The sequence below is a fragment of the Streptomyces sp. NPDC004031 genome (genome assembly GCF_053604375.1).
This window is the reverse complement of the sequence record NZ_JBSGHL010000035.1, coordinates 20,925-45,983: the sequence shown is the minus strand read 5'-3', so window position 1 is coordinate 45,983 and position 25,059 is coordinate 20,925. Positions and strand designations below refer to the sequence as shown.

Sequence of the window (25,059 nt, the reverse complement as noted above, 5' to 3'; positions counted from 1 at the left end):
TAGCTTGGCGGGAGTTGCACTTCCGGCACAGCTGGCCTGCGACGAAGGGAAAAGTCCATGCGAGTCGGAGTCCTGACCGGCGGCGGAGACTGCCCCGGCCTCAATGCGGTCATCCGCGGCATCGTACGCAAAGGCGTCCAGGAATACGGTTACGAGTTCACCGGCTTCCGGGACGGCTGGCGCGGCCCCCTGGAGGGGGACACCGTACAGCTCGACATCCCGGCCGTCCGCGGCATACTCCCGCGCGGCGGCACCATACTCGGCTCCTCGCGCACCAACCCGCTCAAGGTCGAGGGTGGGGAGCGCCGGGTCCTGGAGACACTGGCGGCGGAGGGCGTGGACGCGCTCATCGTCATCGGCGGCGAGGACACCCTCGGGGTCGCCGCCCGACTGCACGCCGACACCGGGCTGAAGGTCGTCGGCGTGCCCAAGACCATCGACAACGACCTGTCGGCCACCGACTACACCTTCGGCTTCGACACCGCCGTCAACATCGCCACCGAGGCCATCGACCGGCTGCACACCACCGCGGAGTCGCACATGCGGGTCCTGGTGGTCGAGGTCATGGGACGGCACGCGGGCTGGATCGCGCTGCACTCCGGCCTGGCCGGGGGCGCCAACGCGATCCTCATCCCCGAGCACCGCTTCGACCTCGACCAGGTGTGCGGCTGGGTCGAGAGCCGCTTCAAGATCCGCTACGCGCCCATCGTGGTCGTCGCCGAGGGTGCCATGCCGCGCGACGGCGACATGGTCCTCAAGGACGGCACCCTCGACTCCTTCGGGCACGTACGGCTCTCCGGCATCGGCGAGTGGCTCGCCGCCCAGATCGAGAAGCGCACCGGGAAGGAGGCCAGGACGACGGTTCTCGGCCACGTCCAGCGCGGCGGCACCCCCAGCGCCTTCGACCGCTGGCTCGCCACCCGCTTCGGGCTGCACGCCGTGGACGCCGTCCGGGACGGCGACTTCGGGACGATGGTCGCGCTGCGCGCCACCGACATCGTGCGGGTCCCGATCGGCGACGCGACCGCCCGGATCAAGACCGTCGAACCCGCCCTCTACGCCGAGGCGGGCGTGTTCTTCGGCTGACCTTGCCGCGGACGACACCTCTGATTTATCTTCCCTGCACCCGGCTAGTTCCGGCCGCTTCGTTCCCCCCTTTGAGCACATGAGGAGCGCCCGGTATGACGGGTGTGGCGAGCGGGCTCTTGACGCCCGTACTGGCGGTCGCAGGCGGCACCGCATCCGGCAAGTCCACCCTTGCCGAGGCGTTGGCGCGGCACCACCCCGACAGCGTCGGCCTGATCCATCTCGACGACTTCTACGTTCCCGCGCACGATCCCCGGCGCGGGGTCCGGACGCTCAGCGCCACCGGCGCCGAGACGCTGGACTGGAACCATCCGGGGTCCATCGACGAGGCCGCGGCCGCGGCCGCCCTCGACACCGCCACGGGGTCCGGGCGGTACCGCCTGCTCGTGGTCGAAGGCCTGTTCGCGCTCACCCTGCCCGCGGTGGCCGCCCGTGCCGCCTGGCGCGTCTACGTGGACACGCCCGACGACATCCGGCTGGCCCGGAAGATCCTGCGCAAGATCGAGGTCCAGCGGCAGGACCCCCGGGTGTCGCTGCTCAACTACCTGACCACCGGCCGGGAGCGGCACCACGCGCACGTGGCGCCGTCCCGCATGCTCGCCGACCTGGTGGTGGACGGCACCGGCGACGAGTACGCGATGATCGCCGAGGTGCTGACCCTCATCGGCCCGGTGCTGGCCGAGCCGGTGCTCGCCGACTCGGCCGTGGACGCCAGCTGCTACGGGGAGACGGCCTGACGGCGGCCCCGCTCACCGCGCCGGCGCCAGCACCCCCGCGAGCAGTCCGGCGGCGATCTCCACGCCGTTCAGCGTCAGCACCGACTCCGGGTGGAACTGCACCCCGGCGAAGCCCGGCCCGCGCATCGCGTGGACGTCGCCCGTCGCCGGGTCGCGGCTCAGCTCCACGCGGTGCATCGCCAGCTCCTCCGCCGCGGTGTCGTCGCAGCGTGCGGTGAAGGAGTTGTAGAAGCCGACCGTCTCGCGCCGCCCGAAGAGGTCCACGGTGAGCTGCGCGCCCTGGAAGGGCTCGTCCTTGCGCACCAGGTCCAGGCCCAGTTCGGCGGCGAGCAGCTCATGGCCCAGGCACACCCCGAGCAGCCCGTGCGGGTGGTCGCGCACCAGCTCGGCGGTCAGGGCGCGCAGGAAGCGCATCTTGGCGTCGGCGGTGTCGGCCGGGTCACCGGGGCCGGGGCCGAGCACGACCGGGCCCGGGTGCGCGAGGGCCGCCTCGCGCAGGCCCGGCTCGTCGTAGCGGCGCACGGTCACCGCGTGGCCGGTGGAGCGCAGCAGGTGGGCCAGCATCGAGGTGAAGGTGTCCTCGGCGTCGACGACCAGCGCGTGCGCGGCGGCCTCGGGGTGCCGCTCCTGCATCTTCAGCCAGAACGGCGCCAGGTGCGCCCGGCGGGCGTCCAGCGCGGCCCGTACCCGGATGTCGTCGGCGAGCCGCGGCCGGGGCGTACCCGGTGTGCGGGCGGGGGCCGGGCGCACGCCCAGCGCGGTGAGCACGCCCGCCGCCTTGGCATGCGTCTCGGCAACCTCCGACTCCGGCCGGGAGTGCCGTACCAGCGTCGCCCCGACCGGCACCCGCAGCTCGCCCGCGGGGGAGATGTCGGCGGTGCGGATGAGGATGGGGGAGTCCAGGGTCTGCGCGCCGCCCGCGTCCCGGCCGATGAGGGCGAGCGCCCCGGCGTAGTAGCCGCGGCCGCCCTCCTCGTGCCGTTCGATGACCCGGCAGGCGTTCTGCACCGGCGAGCCGGTCACGGTCGCGGCGAACATCGTCTCGCGCAGCACCTCGCGGACGTCCAGGGTGGAGCGCCCGCGCAGCTCGTACTCGGTGTGCGCGAGGTGCGCCATCTCCTTCAGCCGCGGGCCCACCACGACCCCGCCCAGGTCGCAGACGGTGCACATCATCTTGAGTTCCTCGTCCACCACCATCGTCAGCTCCTCGGCCTCCTTGGGGTCGGCGAGGAAGTCCAGCAGCCCCTGCGAGCTGGGGCCCTGCGCGGGGTAGCGGTAGGTGCCGCTGATCGGGTTCATCACGACGGTGTGCCCGGACATCCGCACGTGCACCTCGGGGCTCGCGCCGACGAGGGTGCGCTCGGGGGTGTGCACGACGTACGTCCAGTAGGCGCCGCGCTCGCCGCGCAGCAGCCGGGCGAAGAGGGCCAGCGCGGCGGCCGGGCCGTAGCCGGGGACGCGGCCGCGGAAGGTGCGGCGGATGACGAAGTTGGCGCCCTCGCCGCGGCCGATCTCGTCCTCGATGACCCGCCGCACGATGGCCGCGTAGTCCTCGTCGGAGGTGTCGAAGGCGCCGTCGGCCACCTCGACGGGGGTGTCGGGCAGCGCCGCCAGCAGCTCGGCGAGCGGCAGTTCGCAGGTGGTGTCGGGGAGCAGCACGGCCAGCGGGGTGCCGTCGTCGCGGACGTCGAAGCCGCGCTCGCGGATCTGCCGGAAGGGCACGAGCGCGAGCGCGTCGGTCCGCGGGCCGTCCTCGGGGCCGCCGTCCGGCAGCGGGATGTCGGCGAGCGCGGCGACGGTGGTGACGGGCCCGGTCAGCACCTCGACGACGTCCTCGGGCCGCCCCGGCGCCCGGCGGTGCAGCAGGGCGAACGGCGGGTGGCCGGGCGTGAGCAGGCGCGCGACGAGCGCGGCGGCGGCAGAGCTCTCAGGGGTGTGCGGCACGGTCGGTGGTCCTTCCTTGACGGGGAGGAGGGGCGGCGACCGGCCGGGAGAACGCCGAAGGCCGCCCCTTGGGGCGGCCTTCGCGAAGTGCTTGCCTACGCGTGGTTCAGCTGGGCCGCCGGGAAGCGGTCCACCACCAGGACTGGCGGGACGTGGGAGCCGTCTGAAACGCGTTCATGGGCCCAGACCCTAGCGCACCGGGGCCCCTTCCGTCAGGCGAGCGTCTCGTAGGTCTGCCAGCCGGGTCCGACCTCGGTGCGGGTGGCGTAGGGGGCGGCGGCGTCGCCGGTGCCCCGGTAGAGCCACAGGGTGCCGGAGGTGTCGCGCGCCACGAGGTCGGCGACGCCGTCGCCGGTCAGGTCACCTGCGGCGGCCAGGCTGTCGTAGATGTTCCAGTCCGGCCCTATCGGCGTCCTCGCCGCGAAGGGCGCCGAGGCGCTGCCGGTGCCCCGGTAGAGCCACAGCGTGCCGGCGGGGTCGCGCGCGACCAGGTCCGCCGTGCCGTCGGCGGTGGCGTCGCCCGCGCCCACCAGCGCGGTGTAGGTGCCCCACCCGGTGCCGACCTTCGCCCTGCCCAGGAAGCGGCCGGACGGACTGCCGGTGCCCGCGTAGTACCAGAGCGTGCCGGCGGTGTCGCGGGCCACCATGTCGCCCGTGCCGTCCGCGCCCAGGTCCGACATGACGGCGAGCGTGTCGTACGCGCCCCAGCCGCTGCCGACCTGGTAGCGCGTCAGGAACGGGGCCGCGGCGCTGCCGCTGCCCTGGTACTGCCACAGCAGACCGGCGGCGTCGCGGGCCACGACGTCGTGCCGCCCGGCGGTGGACACCGGGCCGACGCTCGTGGTCAGGGTGACGTCGGAGGCGCGCACCCACGCGATGCGGTGGTTGTAGCGGATCGGGTAGAAGAGGTTCGTCCCCGTCACCAGCGTGCGGTCACCGGTCGCGGTGCCCGCGTACGTCCCCGCGTACCAGTAGTCGCCCGCCTTCTCCGGGCCCGCCTGCGCGTACGCCTGGCCCGCGGCGATCGTGTACTTCGTCAGCGAGGCCGAGTTGCTCGGCTGCACCGGCACGCCCGTGCCCGAGTAGGCGGCGTCCTCCGGGTAGGCCCGGCCGTAGACCGGGACGGTGCCGGACTTCGGCGTGACGACCGGCGTCGGCGGCAGCACGGCGGTGTACTGCCCGCCGGGGTTGTGGAACCACAGCTTCTGGTTCTGGTACCAGATCGCCGTCCAGTCGCTCTGCACGGCCGCGACGACGTACGCGCCGCCCGCCGGGACCTTGTCCGCCCAGTTCGAGCCCTCGCTCCACGTCACGCTGCCCAGGTACGGGTCGGCGGGCAGCGCCCCGCTCGTGCTGGGCGTCTTGTAGAGGTAGACGAAGTTCGCCGGGTGCGCGGGCACCGCGGCGCCGCCGTTGGTGAGCTCCGGCTGGTTGTCGGTCGTGTACGGCGGGACCACGCGGACCAGCTGGCCCACCTGCAGCAGGCCGCCGGCGCCGCCCGCCCCGTCCGGGGCGCCCAGCAGCGTCATGTAGTGGTTCCAGTCCCAGAACGGGCCCGGGTCCCAGTGCTGGGTCTTGACGTTCGCGTCGAGCACGCCGGGCACTTCGTCGTGGCCGATGATGTGCTCGCGGTCCAGCGGGATGCCGTATTTCTGGGCCACGTATTTCACCAGGGTGGCCGAGGAGTCGTACTCCTGCTCGGTGTACCAGTCACCGTTCTTGATCGCGTAGCCCTCGTGCTCCACGGCGACCGAGTGCATGTTCACGGTCTTGTTCGCCGCGTGCCACGCCTCGTCCTTGAGCTGCACCATCTGCGTGACCCGGCCGTCGTCCGCGACGAGGTAGTGGGCGCTGGCGTAGGCGGAGGGGTTCTTGAACTCGTCGATGCTGCCCTGGAAGGTGCCCTCCATGTCGTGGATCACGACATAGCGGATGTCCTCGCCGTTGGACGGGCGGCTGGACACGTTGTAGTTGCCGAAGTCGTCCGCCGCCGTGCCCGCCTTGGCGTAGGCGGCGGGGACGAAGTTGCAGGCCAGCCCGGACGGGCACTCCGGGGCGGGGGTCGCCGCCGGGGTGGTGTCCGCGGGCGTGGTGTCCGGCGGGGCCGGGGCCAGCGGCACCACCGCGGGCTCCACCGGCTGCACGCCCGGGGCGGCGGCCAGCGTCACCGTCTGGCCGTCCGCGGTGACCCGGCCGGCGCCGGAGCGGACCGTGTCGAAGACGCGCCGCACGAACTGCGTGGCGCCGTCCTTGTCCGGCGACTGGCTGTAGCGCGCGACCCCCGCCCACCAGCGGCCCGGGTCGGCCGGCAGCGAGCCGGTGGCGGCCTTCTCGTACCGCGCCAGCAGCGCGGCGCCGGCCCGGATGCTCTGCCGCGGGTCGGAGCGCACCTCGGCGGCCGGGACGCCGATGAGCCGCGCGGCGGTGTCCAGGGTGTGCAGCGTCGCGGCCGAGGTGTCGACCGCGGCCCGGTCCCCGCGCAGCGCCCGGGAGGCGCTGAAGTGCTTGGAGACCGCCGGGTCCCCGCTCCGGTCCAGGTGCGCGAGCCGGTCGGCGTCCGACGGCTGCTCCACGTCGGAGGCCGTGACCTGGGTGAGGCCCATCACGTTGTAGTTGCCGGTGGTGCTCGGCCGGCCCTGGTGCGACTCCCACAGCGTCATGCGGTAGGAGACGGCCATCAGGACGCTCTGCGGTACATGGAACTCGTCCGCGGCGGCGGCGAAGTCCGCCTGCAGCACGCCCGCCCGCCCCGCCGTACCGTCCGCCGGGGCGGCGGACGACGGGGGTGCGAGCGCGATCGTGCCGGCTGCCAGCGCGCTCGCCGCGGCAGTGGCGAGCGCGACCGCGCCCGCCCCGTAACCTCTCCACGTGGTGCCTGTGCGGTGTCTGGTGGTCAACCTGCTGCCCTCTCGGTTTTCCCGCGTGCGATGAGGCGCGCCCTTCCGAGGAGCCCGCGCCGGGGCGGCGGCGGGTCTGAAACGCGACGACGGTATCAGCCCCCCGCGCGGTTTCCGCGGTGCTCGCGGGACGGCATGTCTCACCCACTGAGCGGGCGGAAAACCAGCGGACCCGACCCCGTACTGTGGTCCCCGTGACCGTGAACGCAGACATCCACGCCGGGGCCAACACCTGGCATGATCTTCCCGCGGCGCAGCAGCCCGAGTGGCCCGACCCCGAGGCTCTGCGCGATGTGATCGCCGAGCTCGCCTCGTATCCGCCGCTCGTCTTCGCCGGGGAGTGCGACCAGCTGCGCTCCCGGCTCGGCGCTGTCGCCCGGGGCGAGGCGTTCCTCCTCCAGGGCGGCGACTGCGCCGAGGCGTTCGACGGGGTCGGCGCCGACCAGATCCGCAACAAGCTCAAGACGCTGCTCCAGATGGGGGCCGTGCTCACGTACGCCGCGTCGGTGCCGGTCGTCAAGGTCGGCCGGATCGCCGGGCAGTACAGCAAGCCGCGCTCCAAGCCGACCGAGACCCGCGACGGCGTGACGCTGCCCGTCTACCGCGGCGACTCCGTCAACGGCTTCGAGTTCACCCCCGAGTCCCGCACCCCGGACCCGGAGCGGCTCAAGCGGATGTACCACGCCTCGGCGTCCACGCTGAACCTGGTGCGCGCCTTCACCACCGGCGGCTACGCCGACCTGCGCCAGGTGCACGCCTGGAACCAGGACTTCGTGAAGTCCTCGCCGTCCGGCCAGCGCTACGAGGCGCTCGCCCGCGAGATCGACAACGCGCTCAGCTTCATGGCCGCCTGCGGCATCGACCCGGCCGAATTCCGCACCGTCGAGTTCTTCTCCTCGCACGAGGCGCTGCTGCTGGACTACGAGACGGCGCTGACCCGCACCGACTCGCGCACCGGCAAGCTCTACGACGTCTCCGGCCACATGGTCTGGATCGGCGAGCGCACCCGGCAGCTGGACGGCGCGCACATCGAGTTCGCGTCGAGGATCAGCAACCCGCTCGGCGTCAAGCTCGGCCCCGGCACCACCCCGGCCGAGGCGCTCACGTACATCGAGCGGCTCGACCCCGAGCGCGAGCCGGGCCGGCTGACCTTCATCGTGCGGATGGGCGCGGACAAGGTGCGCGACAAGCTGCCCGAGCTGGTGGAGAAGGTCTCCGCGACCGGCGCGCAGGTCGCCTGGATCTGCGACCCGATGCACGGCAACACCTTCGAGGCCGCCTCCGGCCACAAGACGCGGCGCTTCGACGACGTGCTCGACGAGGTCAAGGGCTTCTTCGAGGTCCACCACGGCCTCGGCACCCACCCCGGCGGCATCCACGTCGAGCTGACCGGCGACGACGTGACCGAGTGCGTCGGCGGCGGCGACGAGATCTTCGTCGACGACCTGCACCAGCGCTACGAGACGGCGTGCGACCCGCGGCTCAACCGCAGCCAGTCGCTCGACCTGGCGTTCCTCGTGGCCGAGATGTACCGCGGGCAGTGACCCCCGGGCCGTAGGACGGCGAGCGGCGAGGGACGCGGATCACAGCGATCCGCGTCCCTTGTCGCTTTTCCGCCCCGGAGGCGCCAGGTAAGGTAAGGGTTACCTCAGCTCCTCAAGGCCCTGATCGGCGGTGAACCGCGTGTACGTCTGCTCCTGCTTCGGCATCACCGAGAGCCAGGTCAAGCAGCACGCCGCCGACGGCCGCTGCACCCCGCGGCAGATAGCCTCCGCGTGCAAGGCCGGCACCGACTGCGGGTCCTGCGTCAAGCGCATCCAGGCCCTGCTGGGCCGCGGCGACGGCTGCGTGACCCGCGGCCGACTGGAGCCGCAGAAGGCCGCCCCGGCGGTCGCGGACGTGCCCGAGGTTCTTCCGGCGGCGCTGCCCGCCGCCCCGCCGGTCCCGGCGGCACCGGCCCCGCTCAGGCGTCTGGCTGCTTGATCACCTGCGCGAGGTAGAGCGGCTCGCCCAGCTTCTCGATCAGCTCCAGCTGGGTGTCCAGGTAGTCGATGTGGTCCTCCTCGTCCGAGAGGATCGACTCGAAGATGTTCTTGGACGTGAAATCGCCCTTCGCGTGCATCACGTCGACACCGCGCCGCAGCCGGTCGATGGCCTCGACCTCCACCTGCTTGTCGGCCTCGAACATCTCGGTGACCGTCTGCCCGACCCGGACGTGGAAGAGCCGCTGGTAGTTCGGCAGGCCCTCCAGGAAAATGATCCGGTCGGTGAGGATCTCCGCGTGCCGCATCTCGTCGAAGGACTCCGCCCTGGTGTGCTCCGCGAGCTTCAGCCAGCCGAAGTTCTCCTGCATCTTCGCGTGCAGGAAGTACTGGTTGATCGCGGTCAGCTCGGCGGTCAGCTGTTCATTGAGGAACTCGATGACCTCGGGGTCGCCCTGCATGGCAGCGCCGTCCTTCCCGTTCGGGCAGATGGGTTGCGCGCATCTTTGCATTGCGTGGTCATCTGATCCAGTAAGTGCACACTTACGCACTGTGGCCGTTTTGTTCCCGCGATACGGCGTCCGGTGCCTGGTCACGAGCACCGGGCCGGGTCTGTCACCATGGAGACATGGGTCGGTACGAGCGTCACGCGGGGGAGCTGCCGCCCGGCCAGCGCAACCAGCGGGGCTGGCCGGTCACCCACTACGGACCCGTTCCGCGCTTCAAACCCGACCGCTGGGAGTTCCGGGTCTTCGGCGCCACCGCGGACGGCGGCACGACCTCCTGGAAACACCCGGAGTTCTCCGCGCTTCCCTATGACACCGTCGTCGCCGACTTCCACTGCGTCACGAAATTCTCGATGCTCGGTATCGAATGGGGCGGCGTGGCGACCTCCACCGTCGTGAAGCTCGCCCCGCCCGCCGACGACGTCACGCACGTGATGGTGTGGGCCGAATACGGATTCAGCTCCAACCTGCGCATCGAGGACTTCCTCGACGACCAGTCGATATTCGCCACCCACAAGGGCGGCGAACCCCTCACTGCGGAACACGGATTCCCCGTCCGGCTCGTCGTCCCCCGGCTCTACGCCTGGAAGGGCCCCAAATGGGTCCGCGGCATCGAGTACATGACGGCCGACCGCCGCGGCTTCTGGGAAGAACGCGGCTACCACAACCTCGGCGACCCCTGGCAGGAGCAGCGCTACTCCTACCAGGAGGAACCGGGCGACGGGCCCGAGCTCTAGCCCTCTCTCACCGCACCCAGAGGGTCACGGTGGCGCCCTTGGGGGCCTGGCTGCCGCCGTCCGGCGACTCGCTGAAGACGGTGTCGCCGAAGAACAGGTTGATCACCCGGACCTCGAAGCCCGCCGCCTTGAGGGTCTTCTCCGCGTCGCCCTGGCTCTGGCCCTTGACGTCCGGCACCGGGAAGAGCTGCTGGCCCTTGGACACCGTGATCGTCACCGTGTCCCCCTTGCCCGCCTGCGTGCCGCGGTCCGGGGTCTCCAGGGCGACGGTGTCCTTGTCCGCCTCGTCCGAGAAGGCCTTGTCCGGAGCCAGCACCACCTGGAAGCCCGCGTCCTGCAGCGTCTGCTGCGCCTCGGTGACCGACTTCCCGATCACGTCCGGCACCTCCACGGGGGAGCCGCGGGAGATCGTGAAGGCCACCGGGGTGCCCGGCGCCATCTCCCGGCCCGCGGGCGGGTCGGTCACGATGACCGAGCCCTGCGGCACCGAGTCGTTGAACGACTTCGCCACCGTGCCCGGCACCAGCCCCGCGTCCTTGAGCTGCCGCTGCGCGTCGGCGAGTGTCCGCCCGGACACGTCCGGCACCTTCACCTGGCGCGGGCCCTCCGAGACGGTCAGCGTCACCGTGCCGTTGCTGCGGATGCGCTTGCCGGGCTCCGGATCGGTGGAGATCACGCTGCCGCGCGGCACCGTGAGCGAATAGTCCTTGCGCACCTGGGTGTCCAGGCCCGCGGAGCTGAGCTTGTGCTGCGCCTCGGCCTGCGGCAGTGCCAGCACGCCGGGGACGTGCGTGAACTGCCCGTCGTTGATGTACCAGACCCCGCCCGCGACCCCCAGCACCACCAGCAGCGCCGCCAGGACCGTCAGCAGCCCGCGCCGGCCGTGCCACGCCGGGCCGCGCACCGCCCGCCCGCGCCCGCCGGGTCCGCCGGGAATCGGCGGCGGGGCCGTGGGCGTGTCGTCGATGCTGTACGACTCCCCGTCCGCGGGGCGCCGCGGCAGCAGCCGGGTCGTCCGGTGCAGCTCGTCGTCCTCCCGGCCGGACGCCGCGGGCGGGGCGGGCATCGCGAGGGCGGCCAGCGGATGCACGACGCTCGTCGGATCCTCCGAACCCGCCACCGCGGGCCCCGCGGCGGTCTCCACGCGCGCCACGCGGAAGTCCAGCTCCTCGCCCGTCAGCTCCGCGCGCACCGCCCGCACCTCCGCGAGCAGCGCGACGGCGTCCGCCGGGCGCCCCTCCGGGTCACGGCTCGTGGCCCTCGCCACCAGCGCGTCCAGCCGCGGCGCGAGACCGGGCACGGCGACGGAGGGCGGCGGCACGTCCTCGTTCAGCCGCTGGACGATGACCTCCATCGCCGACTCGCCCTCGTACGGCTTCGCGCCGGTCAGCATCTCGTACAGCATCACGCCGCACGCGTACACGTCCGTCCGCTCGTCCACCTGGCCGTGGCCGATCTGCTCGGGCGCCAGGTACGACACCGTGCCGAGCAGCGCGCCCGAACTGCTCGTCTGCGTGTCCACCCCCCTGACCAGTCCAAAATCGGCGACCTTGACCCGCCCCGCGTCGCCGATCAGCACATTCTCCGGCTTGGCGTCACGGTGCACGAGCCCGGCGCGGTGCGCCGCCCCCAGCGCCGCGAGCACCGGCTCCAGCACGTCCAGCGCCGCCCGCGGGGTGAGCGCGCCGCGCTCGCGCAGCACGTCCCGCAGCGTGCAGCCCGCGACGTACTCCATCGCCAGATACACGTACGTGCCGTCCGTGCCCTGGTCGAAGACCCCCACGACATTCGGGTGCGACAGCCGCGCCACGGCCTTCGCCTCGCGGATGAACCGCTCCACGAAGCCGCCGTCCGCGGCCAGCCCCGGGTGCATGACCTTGAGCGCGAGCACCCGGTCGAGCCGGGTGTCCAGGGCGCGGTAGACCGTGGCCATCCCGCCGACGGCGATCCGGGCCTCGACCCGGTAACGCCCGTCCAGCGTCTGCCCGACCAGCGGATCCTGCACGGTGGTGTCCACGACGCCCGATTCTACGAGCCGGGTACGACGCCGGTCCCCGTTCGCCGCGTCACTGTGGCGATGCCGTGGCGAACGCGGCCAAACCGTAACCATCGGAACGGGGCGGGCGCGCGCTCAGAACGCGGGCCTTTCCGGGTCGAGGTCGGGGATGCCCTCCGTCGGCGAGGAGGCGAGGGCGTGGTGGCGGCGGGGGATGCGGCCGGCGCGGTGGGCGAGACGGCCGGCGGTCACCGCGTGGCGCATCGCCTCGGCCATCACCGCGGGGTGCTGGGCCCGGGTCACGGCGGAGGCCAGCATCACGGCGGCGCAGCCGAGTTCCATCGCGAGGGCGACGTCGGAGGCGGTGCCCGCGCCCGCGTCCAGGATGACGGGGACGCCCGCGCGCTCGGTGATCAGCCGGAAGTTGTGCGGGTTGCGGATGCCCAGGCCCGAACCGATGGGGGAGCCCAGCGGCATGACCGCCGCGCAGCCGACGTCCTCCAGCTTCCGCGCCAGCACCGGGTCGTCGTTGGTGTACGGCAGCACCGTGAAGCCGTCGTCGACCAGTACCTCCGCGGCGTCCAGCAGTTCCACCGGGTCGGGCAGCAACGTGCGCTCGTCCGCGATGACTTCGAGCTTGATCCAGTCCGTGCCCAGCGCCTCCCGCGCCAGCCGCGCGGTCAGCACCGCCTCGCCCGCCGTGAAGCAGCCCGCGGTGTTGGGCAGCACGCGGATGCCGAGCCGGGAGAGCACCGACAGCACGGAGCCCTGCGTCGTGGGGTCCAGGCGGCGCATCGCCACCGTGGTCAGCTCGGTGCCGGACGCGACGAGCGCGTGCTCCAGCACCTCCAGGCTGGGCGCGCCGCCCGTACCCATGATCAGCCGGGAGCCGAACGCGACCCCGCCGACGATCAGGGGGTCGGCCGCCGTCGTGGATGCCGTCGTCGTCATGGGTCAGCCTCCCTGGACCGCGGTCAGCACCTCGACGCGGTCGCCGTCCGACAGCGGCGTCGCGGACCAGCGGGTCCGCGGGACGACCGTCTCGTTGAGCGCGGCGGCCACCCCCGAGGGCGCGGACGTCAGCTCCGCGACCAGCGCGTCGAGAGCGACGGGCGCGGCCAGCTCGCGGGCCCGGCCGTTGACGTGCACGGTGATCCGCGCGCCGCCCGGCGTACGCGTGGCGTTCATACGGTCAGCTCCTGATACGTCCGGCGGTGCGTCCGCGGCTCCCGGGCGGCGAACCGCTGCGCCCCGAACGCCGCCGCGTACGCCGGGAGTTCGCCGTCCGCCGAGGTCAGCACCGCGGCCATGGCGTCGCCCGTGACCGGGGTGAGCAGCACACCGTTGCGGTGGTGGCCGGTCGCGAACAGCAGCCCGTCCAGGGCGGTACGGCCCAGCAGCGGGGCGTTGTCCGGCGAACCGGGGCGCAGGCCCGCGAGCGTCTCGGTGAGCGGCAGTTCGGTGATGCCCGGCACCAGCTCGTGCGCGTCCCGCAGGAGCTCGTAGACCCCGCCGGCCGTCACCGTGGTGTCCCAGCCGAACTCCTCGCTCGTCGCCCCCAGCACCAGCTCGCCGTTGTCGCGCGGCACCAGGTACACATGGCTGCCGCGGACCACCGCGCGGACCGTACGCGACAGGAACGGCGCGTGCGAGGCCGGGATCCGCAGCCGCAGGATCTGGCCCTTCACCGGACGCACCGGCGGCAGCAGCTCGGGCGGTATCCCGTCGATCCGGCCGCTCTCGCTGCCCGCGGCCAGCACGGTCTGGGCGGCGCACACCGTCGTGCCGTCCGCGAGCGACGCGCCGGTCACCCGGCCCGCCGCCGACACCACCCGGACGGCGCGCGTCCGCAGGAACTCCACGCCCGCCAGCTCCGCCGCCCGCAGCAGCGCCGCGGCCAGCCGCCGCGGGTCGACCTGGTGGTCGCCGTCCACCCGCAGCCCGCCGCGCACGCACGGGGCGAGCATCGGCTCCAGGCGGCGGCACTCGCGGCCGGTCAGCCAGCGCGAGTCCAGGCCAAGTTCCGTCTGGAACGTGTGCAGGTCGCGCAACTGCGCGCGGTCGTCGGCGTCCAGCGCCACCGCGAGGGTGCCGCACGGGCGGTAGCCGGTGTCCAGGCCCGTCGCCTCGCTCAACTCCGCGGTGAAGTCCGCGTAACGGGCGGCGGAGGCGAGGTTCAGGTCGAGCAGGGCCTGCTCGCCGTACTGCAGCTCCGTGACGGCGGCGAGCATGCCCGCCGCGACGTGGGCGGCTCCGCCGCCGGGTGCGGGGTCGGCCACGGCCGTCCGCAAGCCGTGCTGCGCCGCGCGCCAGGCCGTGGCGAGGCCGATGATGCCGCCGCCGATGATCAGTACGTCGGGGTGCGGTTGGGGCGTCCGCATGGACGTCAGCTCCTCCCTTCGCCGGAATGACCCGGATCAGGTTCCTACGGTCGGCGGCGACCAGCCGCCCTCTCAGCCCGGTCCGCCGGGCTCCCGCGAGTTCACTTCGCTCTCACCCTATCCCTCGCTCCGGGGGTGCTTGTTGCGGTGTCCCGCGCGACCTTGCTGTGGGCGGGGGTTGCTCGCGCCGTTCCTCGCGCCCCTTTGCGCGGCGCGCCGGTGGGTGGGGCGGGGGCCGCCACGGGGCACCTCCTCGGAATGCGCCTTCGCCCTCGTACCTGGTCGGTGAGCCACCGACAGCGCATTCCTGCGGGGGCACCCCGCACCGTCCCCCTCCGGGCCGGTTCAGCGGCTGCCTGCCGGTGGGGGTGAGGGTTCTCGTTTTTCAGGGGCGCGGGGAACTGCGCGCTCAGCTCCCGTCGGGGGAAAGGCGAACTGCCACCGCACGTGGCAACCACCCAGGGGCGCGTGGGGGTACCCCCAGGCGAAGCCCTGGGGGAGAACGGAGCGACAAGCCCCCACGCAGGGAAGATCGCGACGCCCGCCGCAACGGGCACCCCGGAGCGTGGCTAGCGCTACCGTGAGGAAATGAGCAGCGGGAGATTCGTCATTGTCGGGGCCGGCATGGCCGGCGTGCAGACCGCGGTGGCCCTCAGGGAGATGGGCTCGGCGGACGAGATCACGTTGATCGGGGACGAGCCGCACGCGCCGTACGACAGGCCGCCGCTGTCGAAGGCGGTGCTGCTGGGGGCCCCGGAGGGGCAGGACGTCAGGTTCGACGTGGATTTCGCCGCCCTGAAGGTGGACCTGCGGCTGGGCGTGCGGGCGCAGGCGCTGCGCGCGGGGGAGCGCGAGGTCGTGACGGACGCGGGCGCGGTCCCGTACGACCGGCTGGTGGTCGCCACGGGGGCGTATCCGGTGGCGTTGCCGGGGACGACGGGCCTGCCCGGTGTGCATCTGCTCAGGACGCTGGACGACGCGGCGGCGCTGCGTCCCGTGCTGGACGCGGGGCAGGACGTGGTGGTCGTGGGGGCCGGCTGGATCGGCGCGGAGTTCGCGACCGCGGCCCGGCAGGCGGGCTGCGCGGTGACGGTGGTGGAGGCGGCGGACCGGCCGCTCGCGGGGGCGCTGCCCGCGGTGGTGACCGCGCACATGCGGGCCTGGTACGAGGAGGCGGGTGTGGAGCTGCGGACGGGCACCCCGGTGGCGCAGCTGGAGCCCGGCGCGGTGGTGCTCGCGGACGGCAGCCGGATTGCGGCGGAGGCCGTGGTCGTGGGGATCGGGGCGCGCCCGGAGACGGGCTGGCTGGCCGGTGCGGGGGTCGAACTCGGCGCGGACGGCGCGGTCGTGGCCGACGACCGGCTGCGGACGACGGCGCCCGGCGTCTTCGCGGTGGGCGACTGCGCGTCCTTCCCGTCGGCGCGGTTCGGCGAGCGGCTGCTGGTCCACCACTGGGACAACGCGCTCCAGGGCCCGCGGACGGCCGCGGCGAACGTGCTGGGCGGCGACGAGGTGTACGACCCGGTGCCGTACTTCTGGTCGGAGCAGTTCGGGCGCTTCGTGCAGTACGCCGGGCACCACGCGGAGACGGACACGCTGCTGATGCGCGGCGACCCGGCGACGGAGGCGTGGTCGGTGTGCTGGCTGCGCGGCGAGCGGCTCGCGGCGGTGCTCGCGGTGGCGCGGCCGCGCGACCTGGCGCAGGCCCGCAAGCTGATCGCGCGCTCGGCGTCGGTGGATCCGGCGCTGGCGGCGGACCCGGCGGTCCCGCTGACGGCGGCGGCGCGGTAGGCGGAACGGCCCATGCGGCGGCGCCGCCCCGCAGCGCTTGTCGGTGACAGGTGGCAGGCTTGTCCCGTGACTGTTTTCTCGTCAGTTGACGCACATATCGACGCGCTCGTCCCCGAGTGGCTCACCCTCCCCGAGGTCGCCGACCGGCTGGGGCTCGACATCACCCGTATCCGCCCGCTCATCAAGGAGGGCCAGCTGCTCGCGGTCCGCCGTGGGGAGAACAAGGTGCTGATGGTGCCCACCGCCTTCATCGGCGAGGGCAAGATCATCAAGGGCCTGTCCGGCACGCTGACCGTCCTGAAGGACGACGGCTTCTCCGACGAAGAGGCCCTGGAGTGGCTCTTCACCGCCGATGAGACCCTGCCGGGCACCCCCGCGCAGGCGCTGCGGGAGAATCGCGGGACCGAGGTGAAGCGCCGCGCCCAGGCGCTCGCCGTGTAGCCCTGCGGCGCCCCGTCCGCCGCCCGCCCCCCGGGGAGCCGCCCGTATGACCAGCAGCACGGCACGCGAACGGCTGGCGGACGCCCGGCTGTACCTGTGCACCGACGCCCGGCAGCGGCGCGGCGATCTCGCCGAGTTCGCCGACGCCGCCCTGGCGGGCGGGGTGGACGTGATCCAGCTGCGGCAGAAGGGCATCGAGGCCCGCGAGGAGCTGGCGGCGCTCGCGGTCCTCGCGGACGCCTGCCGGCGGCACGGGCGGCTGCTCGCCGTCAACGACCGGGCCGACGTGGCGCACGCGGCGGGCGCGGACGTCCTGCATCTGGGGCAGGGCGATCTGCCGGTGCCCGCCGCGCGCGCCCTGCTCGGCCCGGACGTGCTGATCGGCCGCTCCTGCCACGCCGAGGCGGAAGCGGCCGCGGCCGCCGTGCAGGAGGGCGCGGACTACTTCTGCACCGGCCCGGTGTGGCCGACGCCCACCAAGCCGGGCCGCCCGGCGCCCGGCCTGGACCTGGTGCGGTACGCCGCGCGGCTCGGCACCGAGCGGCCGTGGTTCGCGATCGGCGGCATCGACGCGCGCAACGTCGGCGAGGTGCTGGCGGCGGGCGCGCGGCGGATCGTGGTGGTCCGGGCGATCACCGAGGCCGCCGACCCGTACGAGGCGGCACGCTCGCTCGCGGGGGCCGTGCGCGCGACGGCGGACGCCTGAGCGCGGTGCGGCGTCACCGCGGGTCAACGGCGGGTCGGTGCGGGCTGTCCACAGGGTGGACGGGAAACGGACGAATGCCGGCATATTCACCGTTCCGGTGACGCTCGGTCGCCGACCGCGGTTAGCCTGCACTCATGGCCCTGGGAACCCCGTCCACGCGGACGGACCGAGCGATCACCATCCGTGAGCTGCTCGCGTCCGGCAGCCGTTCGTACTCCTTCGAGTTCGCCGCGCCCAAGACGGAGAAGGGCGAGCGGACGCTGTGGAACGCGATCCGGCGCATCGAGGCGGTGCAGCCGACCTTCGTGTCGGTCACCTACGGCGCCGGCGGCTCCTCGCGCGAAGGCACCGTCCGCGCCACCGACCGGATCGTCTCCGACACCACGCTCACCCCCTGCGCCCACCTGACCGCGGTGAACCACTCGGTCGCCGAGCTGCGCAACATCATCGGGCAGTACGCCGACGCGGGGATCCGCAACATCCTCGCCGTGCGCGGCGACCCGCCCGGCGACCCGTTGGGCGAGTGGGTCCCGCACCCGCAGGGGCTGACGTACGCGGCCGAGCTGGTCCGGCTGATCAAGGAGTCCGGCGACTTCTGCGTGGGCGTCGCCGCCTTCACCGAGATGCACCCGCGTTCGACCGACCAGGCCGCGGACACCCGGCACTTCCTCGACAAGTGCCGTGCGGGCGCGGACTTCGCCATCACCCAGATGTTCTTCGACGCCGACGCCTACCTGCGGCTGCGCGACCGGGTCGACGCCGCGGGGTGCAGCACGCCGATCATCCCCGAGGTCATGCCGGTCACGAACGTCCGGCAGATCGAGCGTTTCGCGCAACTCGGCAACGCCCCCTTCCCTCCCGGCCTGGCCGAGCGCATCCTCGCCGTGCGGGACGATCCGGCGGCGGTGCGGGCCATCGGCATCGAGTTCGCCACCGAGATGTGCCGCCGGCTGATGGCCGAGGACATCCCGGGGCTGCACTTCATTACTCTTAACCACTCCACCGCATCGCTGGAGATCTACGAGAATCTGGGACTGCACCAGCGGGCGTAGCGACGCCCGCGGCGGCTCCCAGGTGAGGAAGTGGGCCCCATGGGCTTCTCGGTGCTCTACATCGCGTTCGGCATCGTCGCGCTGTGGCTGCTGGGCGAGGTGCTGCTCCAGTACAAGGCGCGGCTGCGCTGGCGGGCGCTGGCCTTCGTGGGCTTCCTCGGGGTCGTCGTGGGGGTCGCGGCGCGGCAGCCGCTGCTGATCCTGGCGGGCGCGATCGCGTTCGGCATCGGGCAGGCGCAGGTCACCCTGTCGCACAAGCGGGGCTTCGCCGCGGGCTGGGCGCTGCGCGGCGGCCCGCTGGCCGCCCGGCTCCGCGGCGTCCGTCCCGCGCCGCGCGGCGGGCCCACGCTCCAGGTCGGCCCGGTCGAGGAGGACGGCTTCGGGGACACCGGCCAGGTGCCCGTCGAGGGCGGCCCCGAGCAGATCGCCGACCCGGGCAGCGCGCGGGAGGACGTCTACCAGCCGATGCCGCTGCACGAGGACAGCGGCGAATACCCGCTCTACGGCAACCAGCCCGGCTACACCGCCGACCCGTACGCGACGCGCGGCTACGGCTACGGCGACGACACCGGCCAGGGCGCCGGCTGGGCCCCGCCCCCGCAGCCCGAGCCGGCGGCGGCCTCGTACGGCTACGGCGACGGGCAGGGCGCGACCCCGGACGGCTACGGCTGGGGCGGCGACCAGGCCGCGGCCGCCGCGCACGGCTACCCCGAGCAGCCCCCCGGCCCCGGCGGCTACGGCTACGACCAGGGCCCGGCGCAGCAGCAGGGCCACGACTACGGCGACTACGGGCAGGGCTACCCGCAGCAGCCCGCCGCCGGTTACGGGGACTTCCCGCACACCACCGGCGACTGGACACCACAGCCCCCGCCGCCCGCCGACCCGTACGGCTACGGCTACCCCTACCAGGAGCAGTACCCGCAGGCGGAGCAGCAGCCGTACATCCCCCAGCAGCAGCCCTACGGCGAGCAGCAGGCGGCCCCGCCCCACCAGCCGCAGCACTCGGACCCGTACGACCCCTACCGCTACTGACACCGCTGCCGGGCCGGTCCGCTACCGTTCCGCGCCGCCCAGCAGCGCGGGCAGACGGGCCGCCGCGGTGCCGATCCCGGCGGGGACGCGCCAGGGCCGGGCCGGGGGAGGGGCGGCGGCCGCGGCGGCTGCCGCCGGGAAGTGGCGCAGCAGCGACTCCTCGTCGTAACGGCGGCACTCGCGGTGCCAGTGCAGCACCCCGGCCATCCAGTCCCGCAACTGCCGCACATGGCCGTCGAGCGCCTCCCGCGCCTCCGGGCCGAGCGCGAACTCCTCGTAGAGGGCGGGCAGCTGGGTCTCGGTGACGTGCTGGAACTCCGCCAGCCGGGCCGCCAGCAGGGCGCCCACCACCCGCACGGCCTCCGCGGGCCCGCAGTCCAGGAACTTCTCCACGACCAGCACCGCGTTGTGGATGTCTCCCTCGAACTGGATCTCCTTGCGGTACGAGAACACGTCGTTGACCAGGCACCCGAAGTCCGCCGCCGCCGATTCCGCCGCCTGCACGGGCCGCGAGCGCCGGATCTCGGGGGAGAGCCCGGCGCCGTGGCCGATCCGGGTCAGGGCCGTCGTCAGGCCGGAGCCGAAGCTCGCGCGGCGCATCTCGATGTAGTCGACCGGGTCGGGGATCCGGTTCTGCCGCAGATTGCCCAGCTCCCACAGCCAGCTCGCCGTCATGTCCTCGACCGCGGTGCGGAATTCACAGCGGGCCGCGCGGTCCATCGGGGCCGCCGTACGGCGCCACAGGTCGGCGAGGCCGCGTTCCAGCGCGGTGAGCGGCGGCGGGACCAGCCCGGCGTCCAGCGGCATGAACAGCCGCATCCGGTCGGTGGTGAGCCGGGCGGCGAGCAGGTCGCCGGTGCGGCCGAAGACGCGGGCGTAGTAGTCGTCGGCGTAGGTGCCCCACGCCAGCCACTGGGTCGCCAGATCCAGCGCCTCCTCCGTCGCCTCCGGGTGGATCCCGGCGGCGCACAGGGCCAGGTCGAAGTCGGCGAGCTTGTCCGCGTCCCACACCCCGCCCGGCACCGGGACGCCGGGCTCCGGGCCGAGCAGCCCCATCCGCTCGCACCAGGTGGCGCAGTGCTCGCGGGCGGCGTCCAGATGCGGGCTCAGCCGCAGCGCGAAGGGCATCGGGATGTCCGGCGGCGGCACGGGGGCCACCCGCTGGAAGGGGACGTGCCCGAAGGAACGCAGGCGCTGCGGCATCGTCGCCGCGAGCGAGCCGAGCACCCCCGCCGCCGTCGTGCCCAGCCCCGTCGTGCCCAGTCCTGTCGGTCCGCCGAGTCCGCCGAGGCCCCCGGACGCCGCCGGGCCGTCGACCGCGCCCGCGGCGCCCTCCCCGGCGCCGTTCATGTAGCGGCTGGAGCGCATGTGCCACTCGTGGCCGCCGGACTGCCAGTCCTGGAGGCCCTTGACGTACGCGAGCACGTCGCGCCGCTCGGCCGGGCCCAGACCGTACTGGTCGGCGAGCGGGCCGACCTCGGTGAGGGCGGTGTGCTCGAACTGCTGGAGGCGGGACGTCAGCAGCTCGTTGACCAGCTCGGCGGCCTCCTGCGGGGCGATGCCGAGGAAGCGCTCCAGCACCAGCACCGCGTTGGCCAGCTCGCCTTCCTGCTCGGTCTCGCGCTGGTAGGAGAACAGGTCGTTGCGCAGGTGGACGCCGTCGGCGAAGGTGTCGCGCAGCACCCGCAGCGGGCGGCTCGCGGCGATCACCGCGGGCACCTCGGCGGCGGCCGCGTGCTCCACGAGATTCGCCGACCAGGGCGCGCCGCCCACCTTGCGGCGCATCTCGATGTACTCGATGGGGTTGGAGACCCGGCCCGCGCTGATGTTGTCCAGCTCCCACAGCGACTCCTCCAGCAGGAACTGCGTGCTCTGCCGGAAGCGCCGCCGCCAGTCGTCCGACATCGCCGGGACGGTGCGCGCCCACAGGTCCGCGAGCCCCGCCTCCACCTGGTTGGCGGGCTCGGGGACCGCCTCGCCGGGGTCGAGCGGCATGAAGTCCGGCAGCCGGTCCAGGTAGGCCTTCGCGCCCGTCATGTCGCGCGTGCGCTTGAAGACGTCCAGGAAGTGGTCGTCGAAGAAGAACACCCACACGTACCAGTCGGTCACCAGGTCCAGTTCCGGTCCTGAGGCGTCCGGGTGGGTGTACGCGCACAGGAGCGCGTAGTCGTGCGCGTCGAGATCCGACTCCTCCCAGATGCCGGATCCTTCGAGCATGCCCATGCCGCGCGCCCACTCCTTGGTGTGCGCGCGGGCCCGCTCCAGGTGGGGGTTGAGGCGGGCCGGATACGGGACGTAGAAATCCGGGAGTTCGAAGGGCTGGGACATGTCGGAAGGGCCTCCCGCTCGGCGATCACAGAGCCTGTGATCACGCTAAGTGATCAGCCCGTCGCGCCGGGAGGCCTACGGCCACAACCCCTCGATCAGTTGAATTCGGGCGACCACCCGATTAACGATCTTGCGGAGCGGTCAGATGCCACGCCGTCGGCAGCCCGCGCCGCGACGCGTCCGCGGCACCCGCGGCCCCGCCGGTCAGCGGCTGCCGCCCGGCCCGCCCGCCACCAGATCCGCGGTGATCGCCGCCGACATGCCCGCGTGCGGCAGCCCGCCGCCCGGATGCGCCCAGCCGCCGACCGCGTACAAACCCGGCAGCGGAGCCCGGTTCGCCGCCCGCAGCAGCATCCCGCCCGCCCCGGCCAGCGACGGCCCCGGCACCGCCCCGCCCGCGGCGCCGGTCTCCCGCTCGACGTCCGCCGGGGTGCGCACCTCCCGCCACAGCTCGCGCGCGCGCAGCCCCGGCACGGCGGCCTCGGCGGCGCCCACCAGCAGCTCCGCGAAGCCGTCCGCGGCCCCCGGCGCGTTCCAGTCCATCGCCCGCGGCGCGCCCGGCGCACCGTGCACGGGCACCGGCGCGGTCAGCGTCACCGCCTCGTGCCCGCCGTCCGGCCGGGTCGCCGGGTCGTCGGGCCGCAGCACGGTCACGGTCAGGGCGCCGGGAGCCGGCAGCGGCGCGGGGCGGCGGGCGAAGAGCCAGTCCAGCGCGCCCTTGCGGTCCGCCGCGTGCACCACTGTGCGGTGCGCGCACCCTTGCGGGCGCGAGCCGCGCAGCGCCAGGTGGACGGAGAAACGCCCGGACTCGCCGCGCGGCCCGGTGAAGGGCCACGGTGTGCCCGCCGCACCGCCCGCGGCTGCCAGTGCGGGCAGCGGCGCCCCGGCCACCACGATGTCGGCCGGCACCTCGCTCCCGTCGGCCAGCCGCACCCCGGCCGCGCGCCCGTCCGCGACGAGCAGCCCGGCCACGGACGCGTCGAAGCGGAATTCCACCCGCCGCTCGCGGCAGCGCTCGTACACCGCGTCGGCCAGCGCCCGCAGCCCCCCGCGGACGTACCAGACGCCGAAGGTCGCCTCCAGGTAGGGCAGCACCGCCGCGGAGGCCGGGCCCTCGCGCGGATCGACACCCTGCGCCAGCAGATGGCTCTCCAGCAGCGCCACCAGCCGCGGGTCGCGCAGCTCGGCGGCGGCGACCCGGGCCAGCGACGGCTTGCCCCGGCCCGGCCCGAAACCGCGCCTGAGCACCGGATACGGGTCGCGCGCGAAGACCTGCGGGTCGGCCGGCAGCGCCTCCTCCAGCATCGGCCGCCGCATCACCTCCCACGTCTCGCGCCCCCGGACCAGCAGGTCGGCCCAGCGTTCGCCGCTGCCCGGCCCGCAGACGGCGTCCAGCGCCGCGACGGTGCCCGACCGCGAGGCGTTCGGCAGCGTCACCTCCGTGCCGTCGGCGAAGACATGACGGGCCGCCGGATCCACCTCGGCCAGGCCCACGACGTCCTCCAGCGCGGCCTTGCCGGTCTTGACGAACAGGTCGCGGTAGACCGCGGGCAGCGTCAGCAGGCCGGGCCCGGTGTCGAAGGCGAAACCCTCGCGCGCCAGCCGCCCCACCGCGCCGCCGTAGCCGCCGGTGCGCTCCAGCACCACCACCCGGTGGCCGCCGACCGCCAGCCGTGCCGCCGCCGCCAGTGACGCCATACCCGCGCCGATCACCGCAATCCGTGCCATGCCGTGGACTGTAGCGGCGGGTGTGCGCTCAGGCCGGAGCCGGGGTCCCGTTGCGGCGGGCCGCCCGCAGCTCCTTGCGGCGCCGCCAGTAGCGCCGGATGCGGGAGAAGAGGAAGATCACCGTGGCGACGCCCGCGGCCAGCAGGACGGCCGCCAGGAGCGCCGCCGCCACCGGGTGGAAGAGGGCGAAGACCACCAGGGCCGCGACGCCCAGGTCCTCGGTCAGGCTCAGCACGATGTTGCTCACCGGCTCCGGCGAGGTGTTGATCGCCATCCGGGTGCCGGTCTTGACCAGATGCGTCAGCAGCGCCGTCGACCCGCCCACCGCGGCCGCCGCCAGCTGCGGCAGCGAACCGTCGTGCCCCGCCAGGAGCGCGGCCACCACCGCGCCCGCGACCGGCCGGATCACGGTGTGCACCACGTCCCACACCGTGTCCAGGTACGGAATCTTGTCCGCCACCGCCTCGCACAGGAACAGCAGGGCGGCGACCACCAGCACATCGGTGCGCTGCAGCGACAGCGGCACCTCGTCGGTGGCCCCGGTGGCACCCATCAGGCCGAGCAGCAGGACCACGGCATAGGCGTTGATCCCGCTCGCCCAGCCGCTGGTGAAGATCAGCGGAAGTGCGGACATGACCGGGACTGTAGCCAGACCGGCCGGCCGCCCGCCCGGAGTTGGCCGGAACCGGCCCGCGACGACGGAAAAGTCCCGGTCCGCGGCGCGCCTGCGGCGGATCTGAGTACGGCTACCTAGGCGCGCGTATGAGTATCCGTACGGATGGCGCGGACCGCGCGAACCGGAAGAGTGGTGCGCGGGCAGGCACCCCGGACACACCGCCGACACGGGGCGGCGGTAGGAACGGGAGCCCGCCGGCAACGGGGGTTGTCATGGGGGGCGCTGCCCCGGCCCGGTCCGCACCGGGGGGACCGGACCGGGCCGGGACAGTGCACCGCGCGGACGCGGGCCCCGCGTCCGCGGGCCCGGCGGACGTCACGAACGGCGGGACGGCCCGCCCAGCACGCCGCCGACCCGGCCCTGCAACAGCCGCGACAGCGCCGCGTGCACGTCCTCGACGCTGCGCTCGGGCTGGAAGGCCTGCCAGTCCAGCGCCGCCACCAGCACCATGCCGAACAGCGCGGACGCCGTGAGCGGCACGTCGATCTCGTCGCTCAGCTCGCCGTCCGCGACCGCCGCGGCCAGCACCTCCTCGACGACCGACACCGCCTCGGTGCGCACCAGCGTCAGCGTGTCCTGCCAGGCCCTGTTGGTGCGCCACAGCTCGGCCACGTACAGCTGCGTGAAGGACGGGTGGCGGACGATGAAGGTCAGCCCGGCGAGGATCATCGCGTCCAGCGCGTCCACCCCGCTGCCGCCGTGTGCCCGCGCCGCCGACGCCGCCTGCCGCAGCGCGTCCCGCAGCCGCTCCACGCCGTCCCGCAGCAGCTCTTCGAACAGGTCGTTCTTGCTCGCGAAGTTGTAGTAGACGGTGCCCTTCGCCACTCCCGCGCGCTCGGCGATCTCGTCGACCGTCGTGGCGGAGAAGCCCTGCTCGGCGATGAGCGTGACGGCCGCCGCGTAGAGCTTGCGGCGGGTGGCCTGGCGTCGTGCGGTGGTCATGGCCCGATTCTGCCCTCAGCGGTGGGGGCGGCGTGGGGCGATCTTGCCGGAAACACCCCTAAAAATCGGCCCGCGGGCGGCGATATCCGCAGGTCAA

Annotated in this window: 21 protein-coding genes and 1 riboswitch; of the genes, 10 read left to right on the top strand and 11 right to left on the bottom strand. The window is 73.7% G+C overall.

Annotated features, from left to right (window positions below; translation table 11 throughout):
• Positions 1-57 precede the first annotated feature (57 nt).
• Both ACWERV_RS22330 and ACWERV_RS22325 read left to right on the top strand, forming a co-directional pair.
• Positions 58-1,086, top strand: a complete 1,029-nt coding sequence (locus ACWERV_RS22330; protein ID WP_452935661.1) for a 6-phosphofructokinase — start codon at positions 58-60, stop codon at positions 1,084-1,086.
• A 95-nt stretch (positions 1,087-1,181) separates the two neighbouring features.
• On the top strand, positions 1,182-1,823 hold the full coding sequence (locus ACWERV_RS22325; protein WP_452935658.1) for a uridine kinase family protein: 642 nt from the start codon (positions 1,182-1,184) through the stop codon (positions 1,821-1,823).
• 12 nt (positions 1,824-1,835) lie between these two features.
• On the opposite strand, the gene ACWERV_RS22320 is transcribed toward ACWERV_RS22325, so the two are convergent.
• Positions 1,836-3,767, bottom strand: a complete 1,932-nt coding sequence (locus tag ACWERV_RS22320) for an anthranilate synthase family protein (RefSeq protein ID WP_452935656.1) — start codon at positions 3,765-3,767, stop codon at positions 1,836-1,838.
• A gap of 212 nt (positions 3,768-3,979) precedes the next feature.
• Positions 3,980-6,664 carry an N-acetylmuramoyl-L-alanine amidase gene (locus ACWERV_RS22315; protein ID WP_452935653.1) on the bottom strand — a complete coding sequence of 895 codons (2,685 nt, stop codon included), beginning with the start codon at positions 6,662-6,664 and terminating at the stop codon, positions 3,980-3,982.
• Between the two features lie 194 nt (positions 6,665-6,858).
• Here ACWERV_RS22315 and ACWERV_RS22310 point away from each other — a divergent pair, with 194 nt between their 5' ends.
• Positions 6,859-8,208: a class II 3-deoxy-7-phosphoheptulonate synthase gene (locus ACWERV_RS22310; protein ID WP_452935650.1), complete on the top strand. Its 1,350-nt coding sequence runs from the start codon at positions 6,859-6,861 to the stop codon at positions 8,206-8,208.
• 139 nt (positions 8,209-8,347) lie between these two features.
• Entirely contained in the window at positions 8,348-8,647 is a 300-nt protein-coding gene (locus ACWERV_RS22305; RefSeq protein WP_452935727.1) for a (2Fe-2S)-binding protein, read from the top strand.
• On the opposite strand, the gene bfr is transcribed toward ACWERV_RS22305, so the two are convergent.
• Positions 8,628-9,107 (bottom strand): bacterioferritin, encoded by a 480-nt coding sequence (gene bfr / locus ACWERV_RS22300; RefSeq protein WP_452935647.1) that lies wholly within the window; start codon positions 9,105-9,107, stop codon positions 8,628-8,630. The two genes, ACWERV_RS22305 and bfr, sit on opposite strands and share 20 nt — an antisense overlap.
• 167 nt (positions 9,108-9,274) lie before the next feature.
• Between bfr and ACWERV_RS22295 the strand changes: the two genes are divergently transcribed.
• Positions 9,275-9,889, top strand: a complete 615-nt coding sequence (locus ACWERV_RS22295) for a sulfite oxidase-like oxidoreductase (RefSeq protein ID WP_398191175.1) — start codon at positions 9,275-9,277, stop codon at positions 9,887-9,889.
• A gap of 7 nt (positions 9,890-9,896) precedes the next feature.
• Here the strand turns inward: ACWERV_RS22295 and pknB are convergent, their stop codons facing one another.
• The 4 genes from pknB to thiO all read right to left on the bottom strand — a co-directional run bounded on the left by pknB (position 9,897) and on the right by thiO (position 14,266).
• On the bottom strand, positions 9,897-11,906 hold the full coding sequence (gene pknB, locus ACWERV_RS22290; RefSeq protein WP_452935644.1) for a Stk1 family PASTA domain-containing Ser/Thr kinase: 2,010 nt from the start codon (positions 11,904-11,906) through the stop codon (positions 9,897-9,899).
• A gap of 114 nt (positions 11,907-12,020) precedes the next feature.
• Entirely contained in the window at positions 12,021-12,836 is an 816-nt protein-coding gene (locus ACWERV_RS22285) for a thiazole synthase (protein WP_452935642.1), read from the bottom strand.
• 3 nt (positions 12,837-12,839) lie between these two features.
• The gene (gene thiS, locus ACWERV_RS22280) at positions 12,840-13,073 is read right to left on the bottom strand and encodes a sulfur carrier protein ThiS (RefSeq protein WP_452935640.1); all 234 of its coding nucleotides are present in this window, start codon (positions 13,071-13,073) and stop codon (positions 12,840-12,842) included.
• Positions 13,070-14,266, bottom strand: a complete 1,197-nt coding sequence (gene thiO / locus ACWERV_RS22275) for a glycine oxidase ThiO (protein ID WP_452935637.1) — start codon at positions 14,264-14,266, stop codon at positions 13,070-13,072. The genes thiS and thiO overlap by 4 nt, the downstream gene beginning before the upstream one ends.
• A riboswitch (TPP riboswitch) is annotated at positions 14,262-14,373 on the bottom strand. (Overlaps the previous gene by 5 nt.)
• Before the next feature lie 481 nt (positions 14,374-14,854).
• On the opposite strand from thiO, the gene ACWERV_RS22270 reads away from it, so the two are divergent.
• The 5 genes from ACWERV_RS22270 (at position 14,855) to ACWERV_RS22250 (ending at position 19,288) form a co-directional block, all read left to right on the top strand.
• On the top strand, positions 14,855-16,057 hold the full coding sequence (locus ACWERV_RS22270) for an NAD(P)/FAD-dependent oxidoreductase (protein WP_452935634.1): 1,203 nt from the start codon (positions 14,855-14,857) through the stop codon (positions 16,055-16,057).
• A 66-nt stretch (positions 16,058-16,123) separates the two neighbouring features.
• Positions 16,124-16,498: an Rv2175c family DNA-binding protein gene (locus ACWERV_RS22265; protein WP_452935631.1), complete on the top strand. Its 375-nt coding sequence runs from the start codon at positions 16,124-16,126 to the stop codon at positions 16,496-16,498.
• Positions 16,499-16,544: 46 nt separating this feature from the next.
• Positions 16,545-17,204, top strand: coding sequence for a thiamine phosphate synthase (thiE, locus tag ACWERV_RS22260; RefSeq protein ID WP_452935629.1), 660 nt, complete (start codon positions 16,545-16,547; stop codon positions 17,202-17,204).
• Between the two features lie 134 nt (positions 17,205-17,338).
• Positions 17,339-18,256 carry a methylenetetrahydrofolate reductase [NAD(P)H] gene (metF, locus tag ACWERV_RS22255; RefSeq protein ID WP_398191195.1) on the top strand — a complete coding sequence of 306 codons (918 nt, stop codon included), beginning with the start codon at positions 17,339-17,341 and terminating at the stop codon, positions 18,254-18,256.
• Between the two features lie 39 nt (positions 18,257-18,295).
• Positions 18,296-19,288 (top strand): hypothetical protein, encoded by a 993-nt coding sequence (locus ACWERV_RS22250; protein WP_452935626.1) that lies wholly within the window; start codon positions 18,296-18,298, stop codon positions 19,286-19,288.
• Between the two features lie 21 nt (positions 19,289-19,309).
• On the opposite strand, the gene ACWERV_RS22245 is transcribed toward ACWERV_RS22250, so the two are convergent.
• From ACWERV_RS22245 to ACWERV_RS22230, 4 genes are all read right to left on the bottom strand, one after another.
• Entirely contained in the window at positions 19,310-21,616 is a 2,307-nt protein-coding gene (locus tag ACWERV_RS22245) for a terpene synthase family protein (RefSeq protein WP_452935622.1), read from the bottom strand.
• Positions 21,617-21,820: 204 nt separating this feature from the next.
• Positions 21,821-23,344: a phytoene desaturase family protein gene (locus tag ACWERV_RS22240; protein ID WP_452935619.1), complete on the bottom strand. Its 1,524-nt coding sequence runs from the start codon at positions 23,342-23,344 to the stop codon at positions 21,821-21,823.
• A gap of 28 nt (positions 23,345-23,372) precedes the next feature.
• Positions 23,373-23,978 carry a DUF4126 domain-containing protein gene (locus ACWERV_RS22235; RefSeq protein WP_452935616.1) on the bottom strand — a complete coding sequence of 202 codons (606 nt, stop codon included), beginning with the start codon at positions 23,976-23,978 and terminating at the stop codon, positions 23,373-23,375.
• A 357-nt stretch (positions 23,979-24,335) separates the two neighbouring features.
• The gene (locus ACWERV_RS22230) at positions 24,336-24,962 is read right to left on the bottom strand and encodes a TetR/AcrR family transcriptional regulator (protein WP_398191210.1); all 627 of its coding nucleotides are present in this window, start codon (positions 24,960-24,962) and stop codon (positions 24,336-24,338) included.
• Positions 24,963-25,059: the final 97 nt, after the last annotated feature.

Excerpts from the sequence above, each read along its gene's own strand:
- ACWERV_RS22330 (WP_452935661.1), top strand. The coding sequence starts at position 58 with ATGCGAGTCGGAGTCCTGACCGGCGGCGGAGACTGCCCCGGCCTCAAT.
- ACWERV_RS22325 (WP_452935658.1), top strand. The coding sequence starts at position 1,182 with ATGACGGGTGTGGCGAGCGGGCTCTTGACGCCCGTACTGGCGGTCGCA.
- bfr (WP_452935647.1), bottom strand. The coding sequence starts at position 9,107 with ATGCAGGGCGACCCCGAGGTCATCGAGTTCCTCAATGAACAGCTGACC.
- ACWERV_RS22295 (WP_398191175.1), top strand. The coding sequence starts at position 9,275 with ATGGGTCGGTACGAGCGTCACGCGGGGGAGCTGCCGCCCGGCCAGCGC.
- ACWERV_RS22285 (WP_452935642.1), bottom strand. The coding sequence starts at position 12,836 with ATGACGACGACGGCATCCACGACGGCGGCCGACCCCCTGATCGTCGGC.
- thiS (WP_452935640.1), bottom strand. The coding sequence starts at position 13,073 with ATGAACGCCACGCGTACGCCGGGCGGCGCGCGGATCACCGTGCACGTC.
- thiO (WP_452935637.1), bottom strand. The coding sequence starts at position 14,266 with ATGCGGACGCCCCAACCGCACCCCGACGTACTGATCATCGGCGGCGGC.
- ACWERV_RS22270 (WP_452935634.1), top strand. The coding sequence starts at position 14,855 with ATGAGCAGCGGGAGATTCGTCATTGTCGGGGCCGGCATGGCCGGCGTG.
- thiE (WP_452935629.1), top strand. The coding sequence starts at position 16,545 with ATGACCAGCAGCACGGCACGCGAACGGCTGGCGGACGCCCGGCTGTAC.
- metF (WP_398191195.1), top strand. The coding sequence starts at position 17,339 with ATGGCCCTGGGAACCCCGTCCACGCGGACGGACCGAGCGATCACCATC.
- ACWERV_RS22250 (WP_452935626.1), top strand. The coding sequence starts at position 18,296 with ATGGGCTTCTCGGTGCTCTACATCGCGTTCGGCATCGTCGCGCTGTGG.
- ACWERV_RS22245 (WP_452935622.1), bottom strand. The coding sequence starts at position 21,616 with ATGTCCCAGCCCTTCGAACTCCCGGATTTCTACGTCCCGTATCCGGCC.
- ACWERV_RS22240 (WP_452935619.1), bottom strand. The coding sequence starts at position 23,344 with ATGGCACGGATTGCGGTGATCGGCGCGGGTATGGCGTCACTGGCGGCG.
- ACWERV_RS22235 (WP_452935616.1), bottom strand. The coding sequence starts at position 23,978 with ATGTCCGCACTTCCGCTGATCTTCACCAGCGGCTGGGCGAGCGGGATC.
- ACWERV_RS22230 (WP_398191210.1), bottom strand. The coding sequence starts at position 24,962 with ATGACCACCGCACGACGCCAGGCCACCCGCCGCAAGCTCTACGCGGCG.